Source organism: Pseudomonas sp. NCHU5216, assembly GCF_052156495.1.
Classification (GTDB): Bacteria; Pseudomonadota; Gammaproteobacteria; order Pseudomonadales; family Pseudomonadaceae; genus Aquipseudomonas.
The window spans coordinates 81,839-100,100 of sequence record NZ_JBQLIX010000010.1 but is presented as its reverse complement, the minus strand read 5'-3'; the positions used below and the strand labels follow the sequence as shown (position 1 = coordinate 100,100).

At 63.7% G+C, this 18,262-nt stretch carries 13 protein-coding genes; 2 read left to right on the top strand and 11 right to left on the bottom strand.

Going from position 1 to position 18,262, the window contains the following annotated elements:
* Positions 1-77: 77 nt before the first annotated feature.
* The 6 genes from ACSVIK_RS10190 to edd form a co-directional block, all read right to left on the bottom strand.
* Positions 78-1,346 carry an ABC transporter substrate-binding protein gene (locus tag ACSVIK_RS10190; protein ID WP_442444225.1) on the bottom strand — a complete coding sequence of 423 codons (1,269 nt, stop codon included), beginning with the start codon at positions 1,344-1,346 and terminating at the stop codon, positions 78-80.
* A 116-nt stretch (positions 1,347-1,462) separates the two neighbouring features.
* Complete coding sequence (locus ACSVIK_RS10185) at positions 1,463-2,686, bottom strand: D-mannose isomerase (RefSeq protein ID WP_442444224.1); 1,224 nt, start codon at positions 2,684-2,686, stop codon at positions 1,463-1,465.
* 125 nt (positions 2,687-2,811) lie between these two features.
* Complete coding sequence (locus ACSVIK_RS10180) at positions 2,812-4,269, bottom strand: ATP-binding protein (RefSeq protein WP_442444223.1); 1,458 nt, start codon at positions 4,267-4,269, stop codon at positions 2,812-2,814.
* Positions 4,259-4,993, bottom strand: a complete 735-nt coding sequence (locus tag ACSVIK_RS10175; RefSeq protein WP_442444222.1) for a response regulator — start codon at positions 4,991-4,993, stop codon at positions 4,259-4,261. Before ACSVIK_RS10175 ends, ACSVIK_RS10180 begins: the two co-directional genes overlap by 11 nt.
* Before the next feature lie 49 nt (positions 4,994-5,042).
* Positions 5,043-6,011 carry a glucokinase gene (locus ACSVIK_RS10170; RefSeq protein ID WP_442444221.1) on the bottom strand — a complete coding sequence of 323 codons (969 nt, stop codon included), beginning with the start codon at positions 6,009-6,011 and terminating at the stop codon, positions 5,043-5,045.
* Positions 6,008-7,837: a phosphogluconate dehydratase gene (gene edd, locus ACSVIK_RS10165; RefSeq protein WP_442444220.1), complete on the bottom strand. Its 1,830-nt coding sequence runs from the start codon at positions 7,835-7,837 to the stop codon at positions 6,008-6,010. The genes ACSVIK_RS10170 and edd overlap by 4 nt, the downstream gene beginning before the upstream one ends.
* Positions 7,838-7,965: 128 nt before the next feature.
* Here edd and gap point away from each other — a divergent pair, with 128 nt between their 5' ends.
* Positions 7,966-8,967, top strand: coding sequence for a type I glyceraldehyde-3-phosphate dehydrogenase (gap, locus tag ACSVIK_RS10160; protein WP_442444219.1), 1,002 nt, complete (start codon positions 7,966-7,968; stop codon positions 8,965-8,967).
* Between the two features lie 60 nt (positions 8,968-9,027).
* Here gap and ACSVIK_RS10155 read toward each other — a convergent pair whose 3' ends face one another.
* The 5 genes from ACSVIK_RS10155 to hsdR all read right to left on the bottom strand — a co-directional run bounded on the left by ACSVIK_RS10155 (position 9,028) and on the right by hsdR (position 16,747).
* Positions 9,028-10,104, bottom strand: coding sequence for an endonuclease NucS domain-containing protein (locus ACSVIK_RS10155; RefSeq protein WP_442444218.1), 1,077 nt, complete (start codon positions 10,102-10,104; stop codon positions 9,028-9,030).
* 17 nt (positions 10,105-10,121) lie between these two features.
* Positions 10,122-11,858, bottom strand: coding sequence for a restriction endonuclease subunit S (locus tag ACSVIK_RS10150; protein WP_442444217.1), 1,737 nt, complete (start codon positions 11,856-11,858; stop codon positions 10,122-10,124).
* On the bottom strand, positions 11,855-12,826 hold the full coding sequence (gene rhuM, locus ACSVIK_RS10145; protein ID WP_442444216.1) for a RhuM family protein: 972 nt from the start codon (positions 12,824-12,826) through the stop codon (positions 11,855-11,857). Before rhuM ends, ACSVIK_RS10150 begins: the two co-directional genes overlap by 4 nt.
* 19 nt (positions 12,827-12,845) lie before the next feature.
* On the bottom strand, positions 12,846-14,312 hold the full coding sequence (locus ACSVIK_RS10140; protein WP_442444215.1) for an N-6 DNA methylase: 1,467 nt from the start codon (positions 14,310-14,312) through the stop codon (positions 12,846-12,848).
* A 65-nt stretch (positions 14,313-14,377) separates the two neighbouring features.
* Positions 14,378-16,747: an EcoAI/FtnUII family type I restriction enzme subunit R gene (gene hsdR / locus ACSVIK_RS10135; protein ID WP_442444214.1), complete on the bottom strand. Its 2,370-nt coding sequence runs from the start codon at positions 16,745-16,747 to the stop codon at positions 14,378-14,380.
* Positions 16,748-17,202: 455 nt separating this feature from the next.
* On the opposite strand from hsdR, the gene ACSVIK_RS10130 reads away from it, so the two are divergent.
* Entirely contained in the window at positions 17,203-18,249 is a 1,047-nt protein-coding gene (locus ACSVIK_RS10130) for an NAD-dependent epimerase/dehydratase family protein (RefSeq protein WP_442444213.1), read from the top strand.
* Positions 18,250-18,262: the final 13 nt, after the last annotated feature.

Here is an 18,262-nt window from a genome sequence, read left to right as displayed (position 1 = left end):
TGCCCGCGACAGCACCAGGGCCTGTCGTGCTCGTGATGGGATGGAGAGGCGGGCCTGCAGTGCAGGCCCGCAGCGCCTTACTGCGCGGCCTTGATCGCCGCGTAGATCTGCGCGCCCGCCTTGCTCGGGTCGGCGTTCTTGTCGGTCATGAAGTTGCTGACCACATCGAAGATCGCGCCCTGCACCGCCAGGTTGGTGGCCATGCTGTGGGCCATGCTCGGCTCCAGCGTGCCGGCCTTGTCGGCCTCCTGGAAATCCCTCATGGAGGCCTGGGCGCAACTGTCGAACTTGCTCATGTCCAGATCAGGACGCACCGGGATCGAGCCCTTGTTCTCGTTGAACACGTACTGGAACTCCGGCTCCAGGGCAATGCGCGCCAGGGCATGCTGAGCGGCGATGTCGCCTTCGTCCTTGAGCTTGAACATGGCCAGGGAGTCGATGTTGTAGGTGTAGCTGCCAGCGGTGCCTGGCATCGGCACGCACTGGTAGTCCTTGCCGGCCACCTTGCCGGCCGCCGTCCACTCGCTCTTGGCCCAGTCACCCATGATCTGCATGCCGGCCTTGCCCTGGATCACCTGCGCAGTGGCCAGGTTCCAGTCGCGCCCGGCGCGGTTGTCGTCCATGTAGGTGGAGAGCTTCTTCAGCGCGCTGAACACTTCGGTCATCTGTGGGCTGGTGAGGGTCGCCTCGTCATGCTCGACGAAGGCCTTGTGGTAGCCGTCGGCACCCATGATGCCGAGCACCAGGCCCTCGAACACGGTGCTGTCCTGCCATGGCTGACCACCATGGGCCAGGGGCACGAAACCGGCGGCCTTGAGCTTGTCGCCAGCGGCGTAGAGTTCTTCGAGGGTGGTCGGCGCCTTGTCGATGCCGGCCTTTTTGAACACTTCCGGGTTGATCCACAGCCAGTTGACGCGGTGGATGTTCACCGGCACGGCGACGTAATGGCCGTCGTATTTCATGGTGTTGGCCACGGTCTTGGAGAGCAGGCCATCCCAGTTGTTGGCCTTGGCCACGTCATCCAGCGGCGCGAGCAGATCCAGCGCGCCCCACTCCTGCAGATCCGGCCCCTTGATCTGCGCGGCACCGGGCGGGTTGCCGGAGATCACCCGGGTCTTCAGTACGGTCATGGCGGCAGCGCCGGCACCACCGGCCACGGCGCTGTCCTTCCAGGTGTAGCCGTCCTTCTCCACCAGCTCACGCAGCACCTTGACGGCGGCGGCCTCGCCACCGGAGGTCCACCAATGCACGACCTCGACCGTACCTTCGGTGTTGGCAGCCATGGCGGAGAATGGGATCAGGGAAACGAGAGATACGGCAGCGGAGATACGAATAATCGAGTTCATCGTAAATACCTTTCTTGTTGTTATCCGGCAAGTCATGGCGCTTGCATTTGGATGGAGTGTAATCAGCCTTCGAGGGCGCTCAGGTAACGAACCGACGCGCGAATGTCACCAGCTCGTTACAAAGCGCTAGCGAGACTCGGCGCCAGCGGCAGCCTCGGCAGCAGCACGGCCTGATAGGCGTGATAGAGGTCGGGCTTGCCCGGCCAGATGCTGGCTGCGGGGCGGTTGTCGCTGTCCAGCTCGTGGTGCCAACTACCGCCCTGCAGGTCGATGAAGTGGCGCGCGGCGAACTCCCACAACTGCCGATACCAGCGCTCGTAGTCGGCCTCGCCGGTGCGCTGCAACAAAGCCGCGGCGGCCGCGATGGCCTCGGCCTGCACCCAGTGCAAACGCGCGCGCACCACGGGCCGCGCCTGCCAGTCCAGGCTATAGACCAGCCCTGGCGCGCCGTCGGCCTGCCAGGCAGCGCGACTGGCGCTGGCGAACAGGCCGCGGGCGTCCGTCAGCAGCCAATCGGGGGCGGCCAAACCCGCCCGGCCCAAGGCCGCTTCCAGATGCAGCAGCAGGCGCGCCCACTCGAAGCTGTGCCCCGGCGTGCTGCCGTAGGGGCGGAAGGGGTCGGCACGGTTGTCGGCGTTGTACTCCGGCAACGGCTGCCAATGCCGGTCAAAATGCTCGACCACCACATGGCCGCTGGCCACGGCATGGCCATGGATCAGCCGCTCGGCAACGCGCAGCGCGCGCTGCAGCCACTGGGCATTGCCGGTGATATCGGCCAGGGCGAGAAAGGCCTCCACGCCATGCATGTTGCTGTTGGCACCGCGATAGGCTTCTTCCTGCGTCCAGTCGCGGCTGAAGCTTTCCCGCAGGGCACCCTCCTCCTCGCTCCAGAAATGCCCTTCGAGCACCGCGATGGCCTCGGCCAGCAGCGCTTCGGCACCAGGCCGCTGAGCCACCCGCGCGGAGCTGGCAGCCAGGGCGACGAAAGCATGCAGGTAGGCGCTCTTCTCACCGCTGCGGCGGGCATCGGCGAACCAGCCGCCATGCACCTCGTCACGCAGCGCCCCGCGCAACGCCGCGATACCGTGGTCGACCAGCTGGGCATGGCCGGGCAACCCCTGGATATGTGCCAGGGCGAAGCAATGGGTCATGCGCGTGGTGTGAATCAGCTCGGCGCAGGCATCGACCGGCAGGTTGCCGTGCTCATCGAGGGCGGCGAAGCCCTGCTCGACACGCGCAGCCCTGGCGAAGGCCAGCAGGCGCTGACCTTCGGCGTCCAGCCAGGCCCGGTGGCTGGCTTTGTTCAGCCAGCTCGTGGCGGGCAGTTCTGGCAGGTTCATGGCAATGACTCCGAAGATTCTTGGCTACAAAATGACGACACCCGCTCCCCCCCGTAGCCTGGGTTGAGCGCAGTGCCATGGCACCTGCATATCGCCCGAACGCAGCCCACACCCGCGGCTGGCAGTCAGTCCGGCGTGCGCGGCAATTGCAGGGTCACCCGCAGGCCACCTTCACGCAGGTTCTGCAGACTCACCTCGCCGCCATGGCTGTGGGCGATATTGCGCGCGATGCCCAGCCCCAGGCCGTAGCCCTGCTGCTGCCCGGCCAGGCGGAAATGTGGCTCGAATACCTGCTCCAGGCGCTGCTCGGGCACCCCAGGGCCGTCGTCATCGACATGCAGCACATAGGCCTGGGCGTCGTCCTCGACATGCAGATGGGCGCTATGGCCGTACTTGAGCGCGTTGTCGATCAGGTTGCCGATGCAGCGCCGTAGCGCCAGGGGCTTACCTGGGTAAGGCGCCTGGGCCTGGCCGTGCACCGTCACCTGGCCCGTTCCCGTGGGCGCCAGGTAGGGTTCGACCAGGCAATGCAGCAACTGGTTGAGATCCACCGGCTCGATGTTCTCGTGGATGTCGGTGTCCTTCACGCATTGCAGCGCGCCCTTGACCAGTAATTCCAGCTCGTCCAGGTCGCGGCCGAACTTGGCCTGCAGGGCCTCGTCCTCCAGCAGTTCGACCCGCAGACGCAGGCGCGTGATGGGGGTGCGCAGGTCGTGAGAAATGGCGCTGAACAGTTGCGCACGCTCGGTCAGGTAACGGCTGATGCGCTCGCGCATGGCATTGAAGGCGCGGCTCACCTCCACCACCTCGCGCCCGCCAGCCTCGACCACCGGCTCCACCTCGGCGCCCAGCGACATGTGCCGCGCCGCCCGCGCCAGGCGCTTGAGCGGGCGGCTCTGCCAATGCACCAGCAAGCCGATGAACAGCAGCAGGAAAGCACTGCTGAAGAGCATGAACCAGAGCTGCTGGGCCGGCAGCACCGGCTCTTCCAGGCTGGTGTAGGGCTCGGGCAGTAGCGAGGCGATGTACAACCATTCGCCGGGCGCCAGTTGCATCTGGGTGACCAGCACCGGCGGCTTGACCGGCTCCAGGGTCAGCGCGTAGTGCGCCCAGGAGCGCGGCAGCTCATCGAGCTTGAGGCCGCCATTGAAGATCAGCAGGTCATCCGGATTGACGAAGCTCACCGAGATATCCACGCTGCTGCCCAGAGAGGCGCGCAGCACCTCGCTCACTGCCTCGGTCACCGCCTGCTTGCGCGGCGTGGCCGGCAGCAGCTTCATCTGCAAGGGGCGGTCGTTGAGGCTGACCACGAAGCGCGTGCCGCCCATGCTGCGCAACTGGTCGAGCACCAGCGGCCGATAGGCCACCGGCAACGAACGGAAGTAACGCACGCTGGCCGACATCGAATGGGCCAGGCTGCGCGCGGCGGTGACCAGGCCTTCGAGCTGAGTGGCGCGCAACTGCGACAGCCAGATGGCGCTGGACAGCGCCTGCGCCACCAGCACCGCGAGCAGGGTCAGCAGCAGCATGCGCCCGAGCAGCGAACGCGGAATCGGCAACAGCCGCCGCCACTCAGCGCGCATGGCCAGCCTGAGCGGTGACCGTCGCGGCCAACTGGTAACCGCTGCCGCGCACGGTGCGGATCAGCCGTGGCGGCTTGTCGGTGTCGCGCAGGCGCTGGCGCAGGCGACTGACGGCCATGTCGACGACGCGTTCCAGCGGCATCATCTCGCGGCCGCGGGTGGCGTTGCCGATGGTGTCGCGGTCGAGAATCTGCTGCGGGTGATCGAGAAACAGCTTGAGCAGGGCGAAGTCGGCGCCGGACAGCAGCACCTCCTCGCCATCGAGATGGAACAGGCGGTGGCTGACCATATCCAGGCGCCACTCATCGAAGGCCAGCACCTCCGGCGCCCGCTCCTGGGCGAAGTGCACCCGACGCAGCAGGGCCTTGATGCGCGCCAGCAACTCACGCGGGCTGAAGGGTTTGCCCAGGTAATCGTCGGCGCCCAGCTCCAGACCGATCACCCGGTCGGCTTCGTCAGAGCTGGCGGTGAGCATGATGATCGGCACCTGGGCGAAACGCCCATGCGCACGCGTCCAGCGGCACAGGCTGAAGCCATCCTCGTCGGGCAGCATCACATCGAGAATCAGCAAGTCCGCGCCGCCCTCCTCCAGCGCCTGGCGAAAGCCGGCGCCATCGGCCACGCTGCGCACCTGCAGGCCGGCGCGGCCCAGGTAGGTTTGCAGCAACTCGCGGATTTCCTCGTCGTCATCCACCAGCAGGATGGATTTTCCGGTCGGGCTCACATCGATAGTCCTTGATCTTGTCGTTATCCAAGCCGTTTGGAGACAGCAGCTATCGCCTGCGTGCCAGATGCTGCTCCGCCGCCACACCGGCGCCCATCAGCCCAGGATACTCGGCGGTCACCAGCCAGACTGGCAAACCGTCGAAATAATCGCTCATGCAGCCCTTGTCGCGCAGGCAGCGGGAAAAGCCGCTGGCCAGGAAGAACTCGGCGAAGCGCGGCACCATGCCGCCGGCGATATACACCCCACCGCGCGCGCCCAGGGTCAGCACGTTGTTGCCGGCCACCCGTCCCAGCAGGCAGCAGAAGCTTTCCAGCACGCTGGCTGCCAGCGCCTCGCCCTCAAGCGCCGCGCTGGTGATCTGCGCGGCACTGTGCAACAGCGGTGGCTGGCCGTCCACCGCACAAGTGGCGCGGTACAGCGCCAGCAGGCCATTGCCGCTGAGCGCGCCGGCCTCGGCGCTGACATGCCCGAGCTGGTCATGCAGGGCCTGCCAGATCTGTGCCTCGCGCGCTGAGCCCACCGGCAGATCGACATGCCCACCCTCGCCCGGCAGCGCATGCCAGACGCCACCCGGCAGCTCCAGCAAGGTGCCGACACCCAGGCCGGTGCCGGCACCGATCACCACGCGCGGGCGACCGGGCTCCGATACGCCAGGGCAGACGCTGATGCGCTCGTCCTCGCGCAGGCAGGTCATGCCCAGGGCCATGGCCGAGAAGTCGTTGATCAGCAGCAGCTCGCGCACCTGCAACTCGGCGCAAAAGGCCGCGCGGCTGATGCGCCAGGCGTTGTTGGTAAAGCGAAACGGATCGACTTCCACCGGTCCGGCGCAGGCCAGGCAGATGGTCTGCACCTCACCTGGCGCCAGCCCCACGGCGGCCATGTAGGCGGCCACGGCCAGCTCCGGCGTGGCATGCTCGGCCGTGGCCGATACCCTTACGGCCTCGATACGGCCATCGCGCCACAGGGCAAAACGCGCATTGGTGCCGCCGACATCGCCGACCAGCACCAGGCTCATCGCAGCGACTCCAGCTCCGCCGTGAAGGCACTGGCGCCCTGCTCCGCCGGGCTGAAGGCGGCGCGCATGAAGGCGAACAGCTCGCGCCCACAACCGACGCCGGTGCCCTGCGGGCGCGGTGCCAGCTCGCGGGCGGCCCAGTCGGCCTCATCCACCAGCACCTGCAAGTGCCCGGTGACGCCATCGACGCGGATCAGATCACCGTCGCGCACCTTGGCCAGCGGCCCGCCATCCCAGGCTTCCGGGCTGACGTGAATGGCCGCCGGCACCTTGCCGGAAGCGCCGGACATGCGCCCATCGGTGACCAGCGCCACCTGAAAGCCACGATCCTGCAATACGCCCAGGTAGGGCGTGAGCTTGTGCAGCTCGGGCATGCCATTGGCTTTCGGCCCCTGGAAGCGCACCACGGCAACGAAGTCGAGTTCCAGCTCACCGGCCTTGAAGGCATCGGCCAGCTCGGCCTGAGTCTCGAAGACCCGCGCCGGCGCCTCGACCACCTGATGCTCCGGCGCCACCGCCGACACCTTGGCCACCCCCTTGCCCAGGTTGCCCGTGAGCACGCGCAGCCCGCCTTCAGCCGAGAAGGCCTCGGTCGCGCCGCGAAGAATAGTGCGATCCAGGCTCTGCGCCGGGCCTTCGCGCCAGACCAGGCGGCCATCGTCGAGGAAAGGTTCCTGGGTATAGCGCGCCAGGCCGGGGCCGGCCACGGTGTGCACGTCCTCGTGCAGCAGGCCGGCCTCCAGCAGGGTGCGCACCATGAAGGGCACACCGCCGCAGGCATGGAAGTGGTTCACGTCGGCCTGGCCGTTGGGGTAGACCTTGGCCAGGGTCGGGGTCACGGCGGAGATATCGGCCATGTCCTGCCAGGTCAGGTGAATACCGGCAGCGCGGGCGAACGCGGGAATATGCAAGGTGTGGTTGGTCGAACCGCCCGTGGCGTTGAGCGCCACCACCGAGTTGACGATGGCCTTCTCGTCGATGATCCGGCACAGCGGCGTGTACTCGCCGCCCTGGCGGGTCAGGCGCACCACCTGGCGCGCGGCCTCGGCGGTCAGCGCGTCACGCAGCGGCGTGTAGGGATTGACGAAGGACGAGCCCGGCAGGTGCAGGCCCATGATTTCCATGACCACCTGATTGGTATTGGCAGTGCCGTAGAAAGTGCAGGTGCCAGGGCTGTGGTAGGACTTCATCTCCGATTCCAGCAGCTCTTCGCGGCTCGCCTTGCCCTCGGCGTAGAGCTGGCGCACGGCGGCCTTCTCCTTGTTGGGGATGCCCGAGGGCATCGGCCCGCCCGGCACGAAGATCATCGGCAGATGGCCGAAGCGCAGCGCGCCGATCATCAACCCCGGGATGATCTTGTCGCAGATGCCCAGCAGCATCGCCGCATCGAACATGTTGTGCGACAACGCCACGGCGGTGGACATGGCGATCACCTCGCGGCTGGCCAGGCTCAGTTCCATGCCCGGCTCACCCTGGGTCACGCCATCGCACATGGCCGGCACGCCACCGGCCACCTGGCCGACCGAGCCCACTTCGCGCAGCGCCTGCTTGATCATCTGCGGGTAGTGCTCGTAGGGCTGGTGCGCCGAGAGCATGTCGTTGTAGGCGGTGACGATGCCGACGTTGGCCTCGTTCATCAGGCGCAGGCGCTGCTTGTCGCCAGCGGAATTGCAGCCGGCCACGCCGTGGGCGAAGTTGGCGCACTGCAACGTTCCACGGTGCGGGCCCTGGCTGTCGGCGGCAGCCATTTGCGCCAGGTAACGCTCGCGGGTCGCAGAGCTACGGGCAATGAGGCGCTCGGTGACCTCAAGAATGCGGGGATGCATGGTTTCGACTCCAGGCTATCGAACAGCCATTAAATTGTATTTTTATCAAAATACTGACATTCAAAGCGCTTGATTTCTAGCCTCATGGGAATAATCTTGTTTTAAAACAACAAACCGAGATCATCACCATGACACTGCGAATTGCCATCAACGGTTTCGGCCGCATCGGCCGCAACGTGCTCCGGGCACTCTATACCCAGAACTACCGCGACAAACTGCAGGTCGTCGCGATCAACGACCTGGGCGACAGCGCGATCAACGCCCACCTGCTCAAGTACGACAGCGTACACGGCATTTTCGATGCATCGGTCGAGGTCGACGGCCAGAGCCTGATCGTCAACGGCGACGCCATCGCCGTCAGCGCCATGCGCAACCCCGCCGAACTGCCGTGGAAGGCGCTTGAGGTGGATGTGGTGTTCGAGTGCACCGGCCTGTTCACCGAGCGCGACAAGGCCGCCGCGCACCTGGCTGCCGGCGCGCGCAAGGTGATCATCTCCGCCCCGGCCAAGGGCGCCGATGCCACCATCGTCTATGGCGTCAACCATGGCAGCCTGCGCGCCGATCAGCAGATCATCTCCAACGCCTCCTGCACCACCAACTGCCTGGCGCCGGTGGCCCAGGTGCTGCAGCGCGAACTGGGCATCGAAAGCGGGCTGATGACCACCATCCACGCCTACACCAACGACCAGAACCTCTCCGACGTCTACCACGCCGACCCCTTCCGCGCCCGCTCGGCCACCCAATCGATGATCCCCACCAAGACCGGCGCCGCCGAAGCCGTCGGCCTGGTGCTACCGGAACTGGCCGGACGCCTGACCGGCATGGCGGTGCGGGTGCCGGTGATCAACGTGTCGTTGGTGGATCTGACCGTGCAGGTGCAGCGCGACACCAGCGCCGAAGAGATCAACGCCCTGCTGCGCGCCGCCGCCGAAGGCTCGAAGGTGCTGGGCTACAACCCGCTGCCGCTGGTGTCCTGCGACTTCAACCACAACCCGCTGTCATCGATCTTCGACGCCAACCACACCAAGGTGAACGGCCGCCTGGTCAAGGTGCTGGCCTGGTACGACAACGAATGGGGCTTTTCCAACCGCATGCTCGATACCTGCCTGGCGGCGTATGCGGCGGGCTGAGCTGGGCGCGTGCGGCGCGCACCGAGCACAGCCCGATAGCAACCGCGCGCACAGCCGTACTCAGAGCGCGAAGCGCTCCTTCAAGCGCTCCACCGTCCAGCGCCATTTCGGCGTGGTGGGGCGGCAGATGGTGTTCTGGTTGCCGAACAGGCCTACCTCTTTCACCGCCTCGTTCAGCGGCAGGCTGTGCAGCCACTGCACCGGCACGAAGTATTCGCAGCGCTCAGGGTCGTCGACCAGCTCGCGGTGGTAGTCCGCCTGCAGCAGCGCCAGCGCCGGGCGTTCCTCGCCGTTGTGCAGCAGGCAGAAGTCCCTGGCCGGCGTGGCATGGCCGGTGACCTTGGCCACGCCCACGTAACCGGCGCCGGGCACATTGACCCACACGCGGTCGCCGGGGGCGAGCATTTTCAGGCTGTTGCTGTACCAACTGCCGCCACCGCCGCAGATGAAACCGAAGTGCCGCGCCTCGGCCCAGTCGCGCGTGCTGCTGTGGCCGAAGGAGCCATAGAACTCACCATTCCACGGCTCGGCTGGCATGCCGGGTTTGCTGGCGCTGCTGGCCTGCGGCGCCTCGGTTGGGTCGAGCAGCCAGGCGCGGCTGATCAGTTGTTGTTCGCCCAACTGGAACACCTGAAAGCACAGCACGTTGATGGCGATATCACGCTCGCTCAGGTAGCCGACGATGCGCTCGCTGCTGGCATCCAGTTCGGCGGCGACGATGACGATCTGGTGGCTCTGGTTCAGCGCCTCGGCCTCCAGCGGCGTACCGAAACGAGCCTGGAAGTCGGCGGCAAGATCGCCCTGCGGTTTGAAGCGCTGATAGATGGCCTCGATATCGTTGGCCTGCAGCCGCTCGACCCACACCGCATAGTCCAGCGCCTGCGCCACAACCTCGCGTGGGGTGCGCTCGCGCTTGAGTTCGATCAGCACCAGCGAGGCATCTGGCGCCAGCGCCAGCAGGTCGATACGCCCGCCCTGGCCGGTACTTTCCTGCCGACCGATCAGCAGCCAGTCCTCGGACAGCAGCGCCGGGGCGCTGACGATCATGTCTTCGAGAAACTGCTCGCTGGCCAGCACGGCGTTTTTCAGCGGCGTGGGTTGCGCGCCGACAGTCCAAATTTGCGTGCGGATGGGCATCCCTGCACTCCTGTTGGTTAGGCCACGGCCTGCTCGACCAGGGCACTGGCCAGTTGCTCATGCACCTGGCGGGCCAGGTTAAGGCGGGCTTTGAGTTGGTCGCAGAGCGACATTAGTTGATCGACTTTGGCAACGATGCGGTGTTGTTCTGGTAGCGGAGGGAAAGGTATTGGTGCTCGCTTCAGTTTTTCCTGCGAAATATTTACTTGGCTAGCAGCCATGCCGGACTTTGCTAGCTCCAAGTACATAGCAGTAGCACCGGTATTAAGACACAAGGCAATGTACCGTCCGTACGCACCGACTTCGACGGGATGAAAACGAATAATCTTGTCCGAGATCATTAGGCGAGGTCTTGTACTTTCGACCAGGCAAGAAACACCCACCCTATTGGTTGGGCCTGCACGGGTAAAAAGAATATCCCCAGCTCTTACTTCTGCATCAGGTCTGGGCTCAAGGTGGGCGGGAAGCTCTTTGTTCTCACCCTCCAGATACTGCAAAACCTGAACTGCCGTAGTTTTAAGGACTCCCCATACACTATCGCTCGGCGATGGCGTGGGCTCACAGGCTGGACTCCAGCCAGAGTCCATACCAAGTGTGATATCAGCGAGCGATACCCAGTGCCATGACTCAGGCAGCTCTGTAGCAGGCGTCTCAATCTCAATGCCCGTGGCGCTATTTATATTCTGACGCAGGCGGTTATGTTGAAGCCGCTGTTTTTCAAGTTGAATACTCTCTAACCAATTAATTGCTTCCTTCTCCTCAGGAATCTGCGGCACCAACCTCCCCCTTACGGCCAGTTGCAGCAGGGTTTGCTTGAGGGCCTCGATACTGGATTCGGTGGTGAACAGGGTGTGGAAAAATTCGGCCAGGCGCTGCCAGCTTTGCGCAAAATCCTCTGCATCTTGGGCCTGGGTCAGGCTATCCAGCAGCGCCTGCACCAGTTGGGCGTGAGCGCTTTCGGCGTCGGCCTGCCGGGCTTCCAGCCGGTCGCATAGGGCCATCAGTTCATCGACTTTGGCGACGATACGGTGTTGTTCGGCAAGGGGGGGGAAAGGCACTGATAGTGACCCTATATGCCCCTGATTCACCGTTTTTTGTCCAGCGGTACTTACGAACAGCCCCGCGATTGCGCTTCTTGCAATATCGCTGTCTCCGACAAGCTTGAGATATGCCGAATCAACCAGACCTCTTGAAAATCTCATTCGGATGAAATGGTCACAGGGAATGGCCTGGAGATTTGCCCGACAAACCACAAAACGACCCACCAAATCAGCACTGCCGTTCACTCTGATGAGCAGAATGTCGCCATCTTCGAGTGTGTATTTGCGTATTGTCGTTTCTGATAACACCAGGGTTCGGGTGTCATCGAGAGATATCTCTCCCGCTCTGATATCTGCAAGTCGGAGGACAGTAACGGGCAATCCGTCGGCGTCTCCCCGGCTTGAGGCTCCGTTCTGGAACTCTGGCAGCAGCTCTGAAATGCGGCGCCATTCCCAACTTTGCGGTAATTCAAACGGCCTTTCCTCATCGGCAAGTTCTGCCAGAGGTTTCTGCTTCTTTATCTTCCCCTCAGCCACCAATCGCGCTTTTTCCTCGGCAATCCGCTTAAGCAACTCACTGGCTGGCTCATCACTCGGATCTTGCGGCACCAGCTTGCCGCGCACCGCCAGCTCCAGAATCAGCTCACGCAGTTTCTTGATGCCATTGGGCGCGCCGGCCAGCAGCGGCAGGTTATCGGTGAGCAAAGCGGTCATGGGCGGGGTTCCGGGGCGAGCATATTCATGATCAGGCGAATCAGGGTGTCTTTCTGTGCCGGGGCAGACTCGGCGACCAGCAGGGTCAGCGCGGCCAGGCCGGTGTCGTTGATCAGCGGGTTGCCCTGGGCGTCGAGCAAACGACCGTTGCGGTGCAGGAAGTCGACGAACAGGTAGGCGCCGCTGCGTTTGTTGCCATCGGCGAAGGGGTGGTTCTTGACCACGAAATACAGCAGGTGCGCGGCTTTGCTTTCCAGGCTGGGGTAGGCTGGCTCGCCGAATACGCTCTGCTGCAGATTGCCGAGCAGCGCGGCGAGGCCGTCGCCACGTTCGCGGGCGAACAGTTCGCTGGCTTCGCCACGGGCCATCAACTGAGCTTTCAGGCTCTGCAGGTGCTGGCGCGCGCTGGCCAGGCTGGGCAGTTCACCACCGGGGCTGCCGGCGGGCTCGCTAAGCAGGCCTTCGTCATAGCGCTGCAACCAGAGAAAGGTCTGGGTGTAGCGGCTGACGATTTCCACCAGGCCACGGCCACCCTCGCTATCCAGCTCGGGCGCGCGTGCCGTCTTGCGCACCAGTTCCAGCGCCGCTTCCACCTCACGGGCATTGGCCTCGAAGCGTTCGCGGTTGAGGCTGTAGCCCTGGGTCAGGTGTTGCTTGAGTACTTGATTGGCCCATTGCCTGAAGCGTGTGCCCTCTCGCGATTTGACCCGGTAGCCCAGAGAGATGATCACGTCGAGGTTGTAAAAGGCTACAGGCTTGTCTGAACCGGCAATGTGCAGATTTTGCACATTGCTTTCACGCTCCAGCTCGCCCTCGGCGAAAACGTTGCGAATATGGCGCCCGATCACCGTGCGGTCACGACCAAACAACTCGGCCAGCTGTTCCTGTCTCAACCAGACACTGTCATGCTCGACGGTGACGGCGATCTGGCCGTTGGCGCTTTCATAGATCGCTATTTCGCTGTTCATGCTCGTGCTCCCCAGGAGTTCACTGGCGTTCCAGCGCTTCGGCCAGCACAGCCTTGAGTTGGTCACGCAACTCGCCAATCTCGCCTTGCAGGGCGGCGTAGTTACGCAGCAGCTCGTCCGGGTCGTGGCTGACCTGCTCGCCGACGTGCGGGTTCTTGCAGTCCAGGTTCCAGTTGCGCGCCTTGATCTCGTCCAGGCTGACCTTCCAGGCGAATTCGTTTTCCACCCGTGCGGCAAAGCCATCGGCCTCGCTGCCCCACCAAGCCTCCTCGACGGCGAACTCTTCGATACGCATGGGCTTGGTCTTGGAGTAGTTCTTAACGCCTGCCGGGTACTGGTGCTCGTAGAACCACACCTGCTTGGTCGGCGTGCCCTTGGTGAAGAACAGCAGGTTGGTCTTGATGCCGGTGTAGGGGTTGAACACGCCATTGGGCAGGCGAACGATGCTGTGCAGGTTGCATTCGGTGAGCAGCTTTTCCTTGATGCGGCTCTTGATGCCTTCACCGAAGAGGAAACCATCGGGCAACACTACGGCGGCGCGGCCACCGTCCTTGAGCAGGTGCATGATCAGCACCAGAAACAGGTCGGCGGTTTCTCGGGTGCGGAAGGCGGCGGGGAAGTTGCTTTCGATGCCGTCTTCTTCCATGCCGCCGAACGGTGGGTTGGCGACGATGCAGTCGACCCGCTCACTCGGCCCCCAACTGATCAAGGGACGGCTCAGGGTATTGTCGTGCTTGATCTGGCTGGGCACTTCGATGCCATGCAGGATCATATTGGTGGTGGCCAGCAGGTGCGGCAGTGGCTTTTTCTCCACGCCGAAGATGCTGGCCTGCAGCACGCGTTCGTCGTCGGCGGTTTTCACGTAACGGCTGCGCTTGTGCTCGATGGTGCAAGTGAGAAAGCCGCCTGTACCACAGGCGGGATCCATCACCTTCTCGTGCAGCTTGGGGTCGACCATACGCACCATGAACTCGGTGACCGGACGCGGGGTGTAGAACTCACCAGCATTGCCGGCCCCTTGCAGGTCGCGCAGCAGTTGCTCGTACATGTCGCCGAAGGCGTGACGCTCCCGCGCCTTGTTGAAGTCCACGCCCTCCTGGATCTTGTTGATCACCTGGCGGATGAGCTGGCCGGACTTCATGTAGTTGTAGGCATCCTCGAACACACCGCGCACCACGTAGGCCGCCGGGGTGGTGCTGTATTCGTGGAGGTTCTGCAGTTGCGGGAACAGGTTGTTGTCGATGAAGTGCTTGAGCTCTTCGCCGGTAATGCCTTCCGGGTTGGCCGCCCAGGTGCGCCAGCGGCAACTGTCGGGCAGCGGCGAGCGGTAATCGCTATCCATCTCTTCCCATTCCAGCTCGCGGTCATCGAAGATCTTGAGAAACAGCATCCACACGAGCTGGCCGATGCGCTGGGCGTCGCCATCGACGCCGACATCCTTGCGCATGATGTCCTGGATGGATTTGATGGTTGAGCTGATGGACATGGTGACTTCCGGGCGGGTACGGCAAAGCGGGGAATTGTAATGGGGTTGGCTACTGACTGCGCGGGCTAGCTGGCGTAAAGCTCGGTTTCCAGCTCATGCAGCGCCTTGTCGTAGCCGGCGCGGTCGCCAAACGCCCTGACCAGCTCCATCGGCGCGCCGATCTGCCGGAACGGGTCGAGCTGGAGAATGCGGATGTCTTCGATGTGCTCGATGCCGGTGTCTGCGTATTTGTCGAGCAAGGCTTCCAGCACCTGGCGGGCAGCGCCGGAGTACCTGGCGAAGTAGTTGCGCTTCTTCACCTGCTCGGCGCGTTCCTTGCGGGTCAGCGGCGGCTGGTCGAAGGCGATGTGGCAGATCAGGTCGAAGGGGTCGAGGGCCTGGCCGCGCTTGGCTTGGACTTCTTCGGCCAGCGCTTCCCACATCACGCCCTGGGCAGCGAGTTCGTCGATGATGGCTTTCTTCTGCTCGGCACTGCTCCACAGGCGCAGGAAGTCATCGAGCGAGGCGAACTGCTTGTGCACGCAGGTGCGGGTGTAGTCGCGCAGCGATTCGGTGATCAGCTTGCCGTCCGGCCCGTAATACTGCACGCGCTCGGCGATGACGTAGATCGGTACGCTGTCGATCACGTACTTGATGCGCTTTTTACCGCTCTCGTCGCCGTCGTCGGTTTCGTCTCCTTCGGGCAGCCAATCGCCACCGTCGACGATGCCGTCTTCATCGGCCAGGGGGCTGTCCGGCGGCACGGGGGAGTCGTCCCCTCCGGGGCTGTAGATCACCACCGGCTCGCCATCGAAGGCGGGGTCGGCGAACAGTTCGGTGGCTTTCTTGAAGTCCATGATGGTGAACCAGTACTTGCCGTAATCCTCGTTGATGCGCGTGCCACGACCGATGATCTGCTTGAACTCGGTCATGGACTTGATGTGCTGGTCGAGCACGATCAGCTTGCAGGTCTGGGCATCCACGCCAGTCGTCAGCAGCTTGCTGGTGGTGGCGATCACCGGGTAGCGCAGCTCGGGGTTGATGAAGTTGTCCAGCTCGGCCTTGCCTTCCTGGTCATCGCCGGTGATGCGCATGACGTACTTGCGGTTCTCGGCGATGCGCTCGGGGTTGAGGTTAACCAGCGCCTGGCGCATGCGCTCGGCGTGGTCGATATCGTCGCAGAAGATGATGGTTTTCTGGTACGGATCAGTGGCCTTGAGGAACTCGGTGACCTTGGCCGCCACCGTCCAGGTGCGTGCTTCGATGACCAGGTGGCGATCCATGTCCTTGAGGTCGTAGATGCGGTCTTCGATCAGTTCGCCGTGCTTGTCGCGCATGCCCTTGGGCGGGCGCCAGCCTTGCAGGTCCTTGTCGAAGTCGATGCGCACCACCTTGTAGGGCGCGAGGAAGCCGTCTTCGATGCCTTGCTTGAGGCTGTAGCTGTACACCGGCTCGCCGAAGTAGGTGCTGCTGGAAACCTCTTTGGTTTCCTTGGGCGTGGCGGTAAGGCCGATGTGGGTGGCGCTGGAGAAATAGTCGAGTATCTCGCGCCAGGCGGAATCGGCGGCGGCGCTGCCGCGGTGGCATTCGTCGATGATGATGAGGTCGAAGAAGTCACGGGAAAACTGCTTGTAGATGTTCTGGTCTTCTTCGGCGCCGGTCACGGCCTGGTACAGCGACAGGTAGATCTCGTAGGACTTGTCGATCTGCCGCTTGGCGATCTTGGTCATCGCCGGGCCGAAGGGTTTGAAGTCCTTGGTCTTGGTCTGATCGACCAGGATGTTGCGGTCGGCAAGGAAGAGAATGCGTTTCTTCTGCCCGGACTTCCACAGCCGCCAGATGATCTGGAAGGCGGTGTAGGTCTTGCCGGTGCCGGTGGCCATTACCAGCAAGATGCGCTCCTGGCCGCGCGCGACGGCCTCGACCGTGCGGTTGATGGCGTTCATCTGATAGTAGTAAGGCGCGCGCTCAGAGCCGTCGTCGTAGTACGGCGCCTGGGCCTTCTGCCGGGCCGGGGCATCCAGGCCCTTCCACTGGCAATAGCGTTGCCAGAGTTCGTCCGGGCTGGGGAACTGGTCGAGGCTCAGCGCGGTTTCCACCTGGCGGCCGGTGCCGCTGCGGTCATGGAAGAGAAAGCCATCGCCGTTGCTGGAAAACACGAAGGGCACGTCGAGCGACTCGGCATAGCCAAGCGCCTGCTGCATGCCGGCGCCGAGCGAGTGCTTGTTGTCCTTGGCCTCGATCACGGCGATGGGCAGGTTGGGCTGGTGATAGAGGATGTAGTCGGCACGGCGCGCCTGGCCACGGCTGTGCAGCTTGCCACGGACGATGATGCGGCCCTTGGTGAAGCTGACTTCCTCGCGCACCTGCTTGTGCAGATCCCAGCCGGCGGCGGTGATGGCGGGGGTGATGTACTTGCTGCAGATGTCGCGCTCGGAAAGCGATTTCTTGTCCATGCTCCGGCCTTGTACGAATCCTTGCTCCACCCGGCAAAGTGGTCAACGAGCCCAACGGATGGCGGTGATAACGGCGGGCGTGCACGGCCATCCCTGAGGTAATGCGGCCTGCCCTGGTGCGGTGCCGGTCACAATATCCACCTGCCAGCATTCGGTAAAGAGCAGGGTTCAGCGGTATTGCCCCTTCTGGATCAAAGAGGCCCTGAGCGAAGAGTCAGAGTAGCGACGCCACGTTCGATAATCCCAATTCGCTGTCCGTCTCAGCCCCCTTTTGCGTCCCTTACACCCCTTATTGGCCTTGTCGGTGCCTGGATAAGCTAGCGCTGCCTGATAACAACGCTCGCTACGGTGTTTCCACGGCACCCTGCACGCCACCACACCACTCGCGCGCAGGACCAACGACCGCGCAGATTCAAGGCGTCGCCCCACCCCACGCCAGAAAGGATTTATACAGCATGGCTGAAACCGTATTGGTCACTGGCGGCAGCGGCTATGTCGCCTGCCACCTGATCCAGCAATTGCTCGCTGCCGGCAATAGCGTTCACGCCACGGTGCGCAGCCTTGGCAATGCAGCCAAGCTGCAGCCGTTGCTGGATCTGCAGAAGGAATTTCCGGGGCATTTGCATTTGTTCGAGGCCGACCTGCTGGCAACTGGCGCCTTCGATGCGCCCATGCAGGGTTGCTCGGTGGTGCACCACGTCGCCTCGCCATTTCTGCTCCCCGAGAAGATCAAGGATGGCCGCCGGCAGATGCTCGAACCGGCCCTGCAAGGGACACGCAACGTGCTGGGCAGCGTGGACAGAACCCCCAGCGTTACACGGGTGGTGATGACCTCCACCGTCGGGGCGATCTTCGGCGACTACATCGATGTCATGCAGATGCAGCGCCAGACCCTTTCGGAGGCCTACTTCAATAGCAGCAGCACACTGGAGAACAATCCTTATCACTACGCCAAGACCGCTGCAGAAAAGGAAGCCTGGGCCATCTGCGCCCGCCAGGATCGCTGGACACTGGTGACGATCAACCCCGGCCTGATTCTCGGCCCGTCGCTGACGCCTGCCTCGGACTCCGGCAGTCTGTTCCTGCTGGACGAGATGTTCAGGGGCTATTTCTTCTATGGCATGCCCGACCTGAGCATCACCACCGTGGACGTGCGCGAAGTGGCGCAGGCGCACATCGCCGCAGCCAGCAACCGCAGCGCACAGGGGCGCTACATCCTGGCGGAAAAACGCATGCTGTCCTTCGCCGAGGTGGCCAGGATCGTTCGCCCGCAGCATCACCGCCCCTGGACGCTCCCCACCTACAGCCTGCCCAATGGACTGATCCGCCTGATCGGGCCGCTCTTCGGCCTGGATGGCGACTACCTGCGCAAGCACCTGGGCATTCGCTTCGCCATCGACAACCAGCGCAGCATCGACGAGCTGGGCATCACCTACCGCCCGGTCGAGCAGACGCTGATCGACCACTATCGCTGCTGGGAGCGCCAGCGCTCGGTTCGCTGAGCGCTCCTTATCC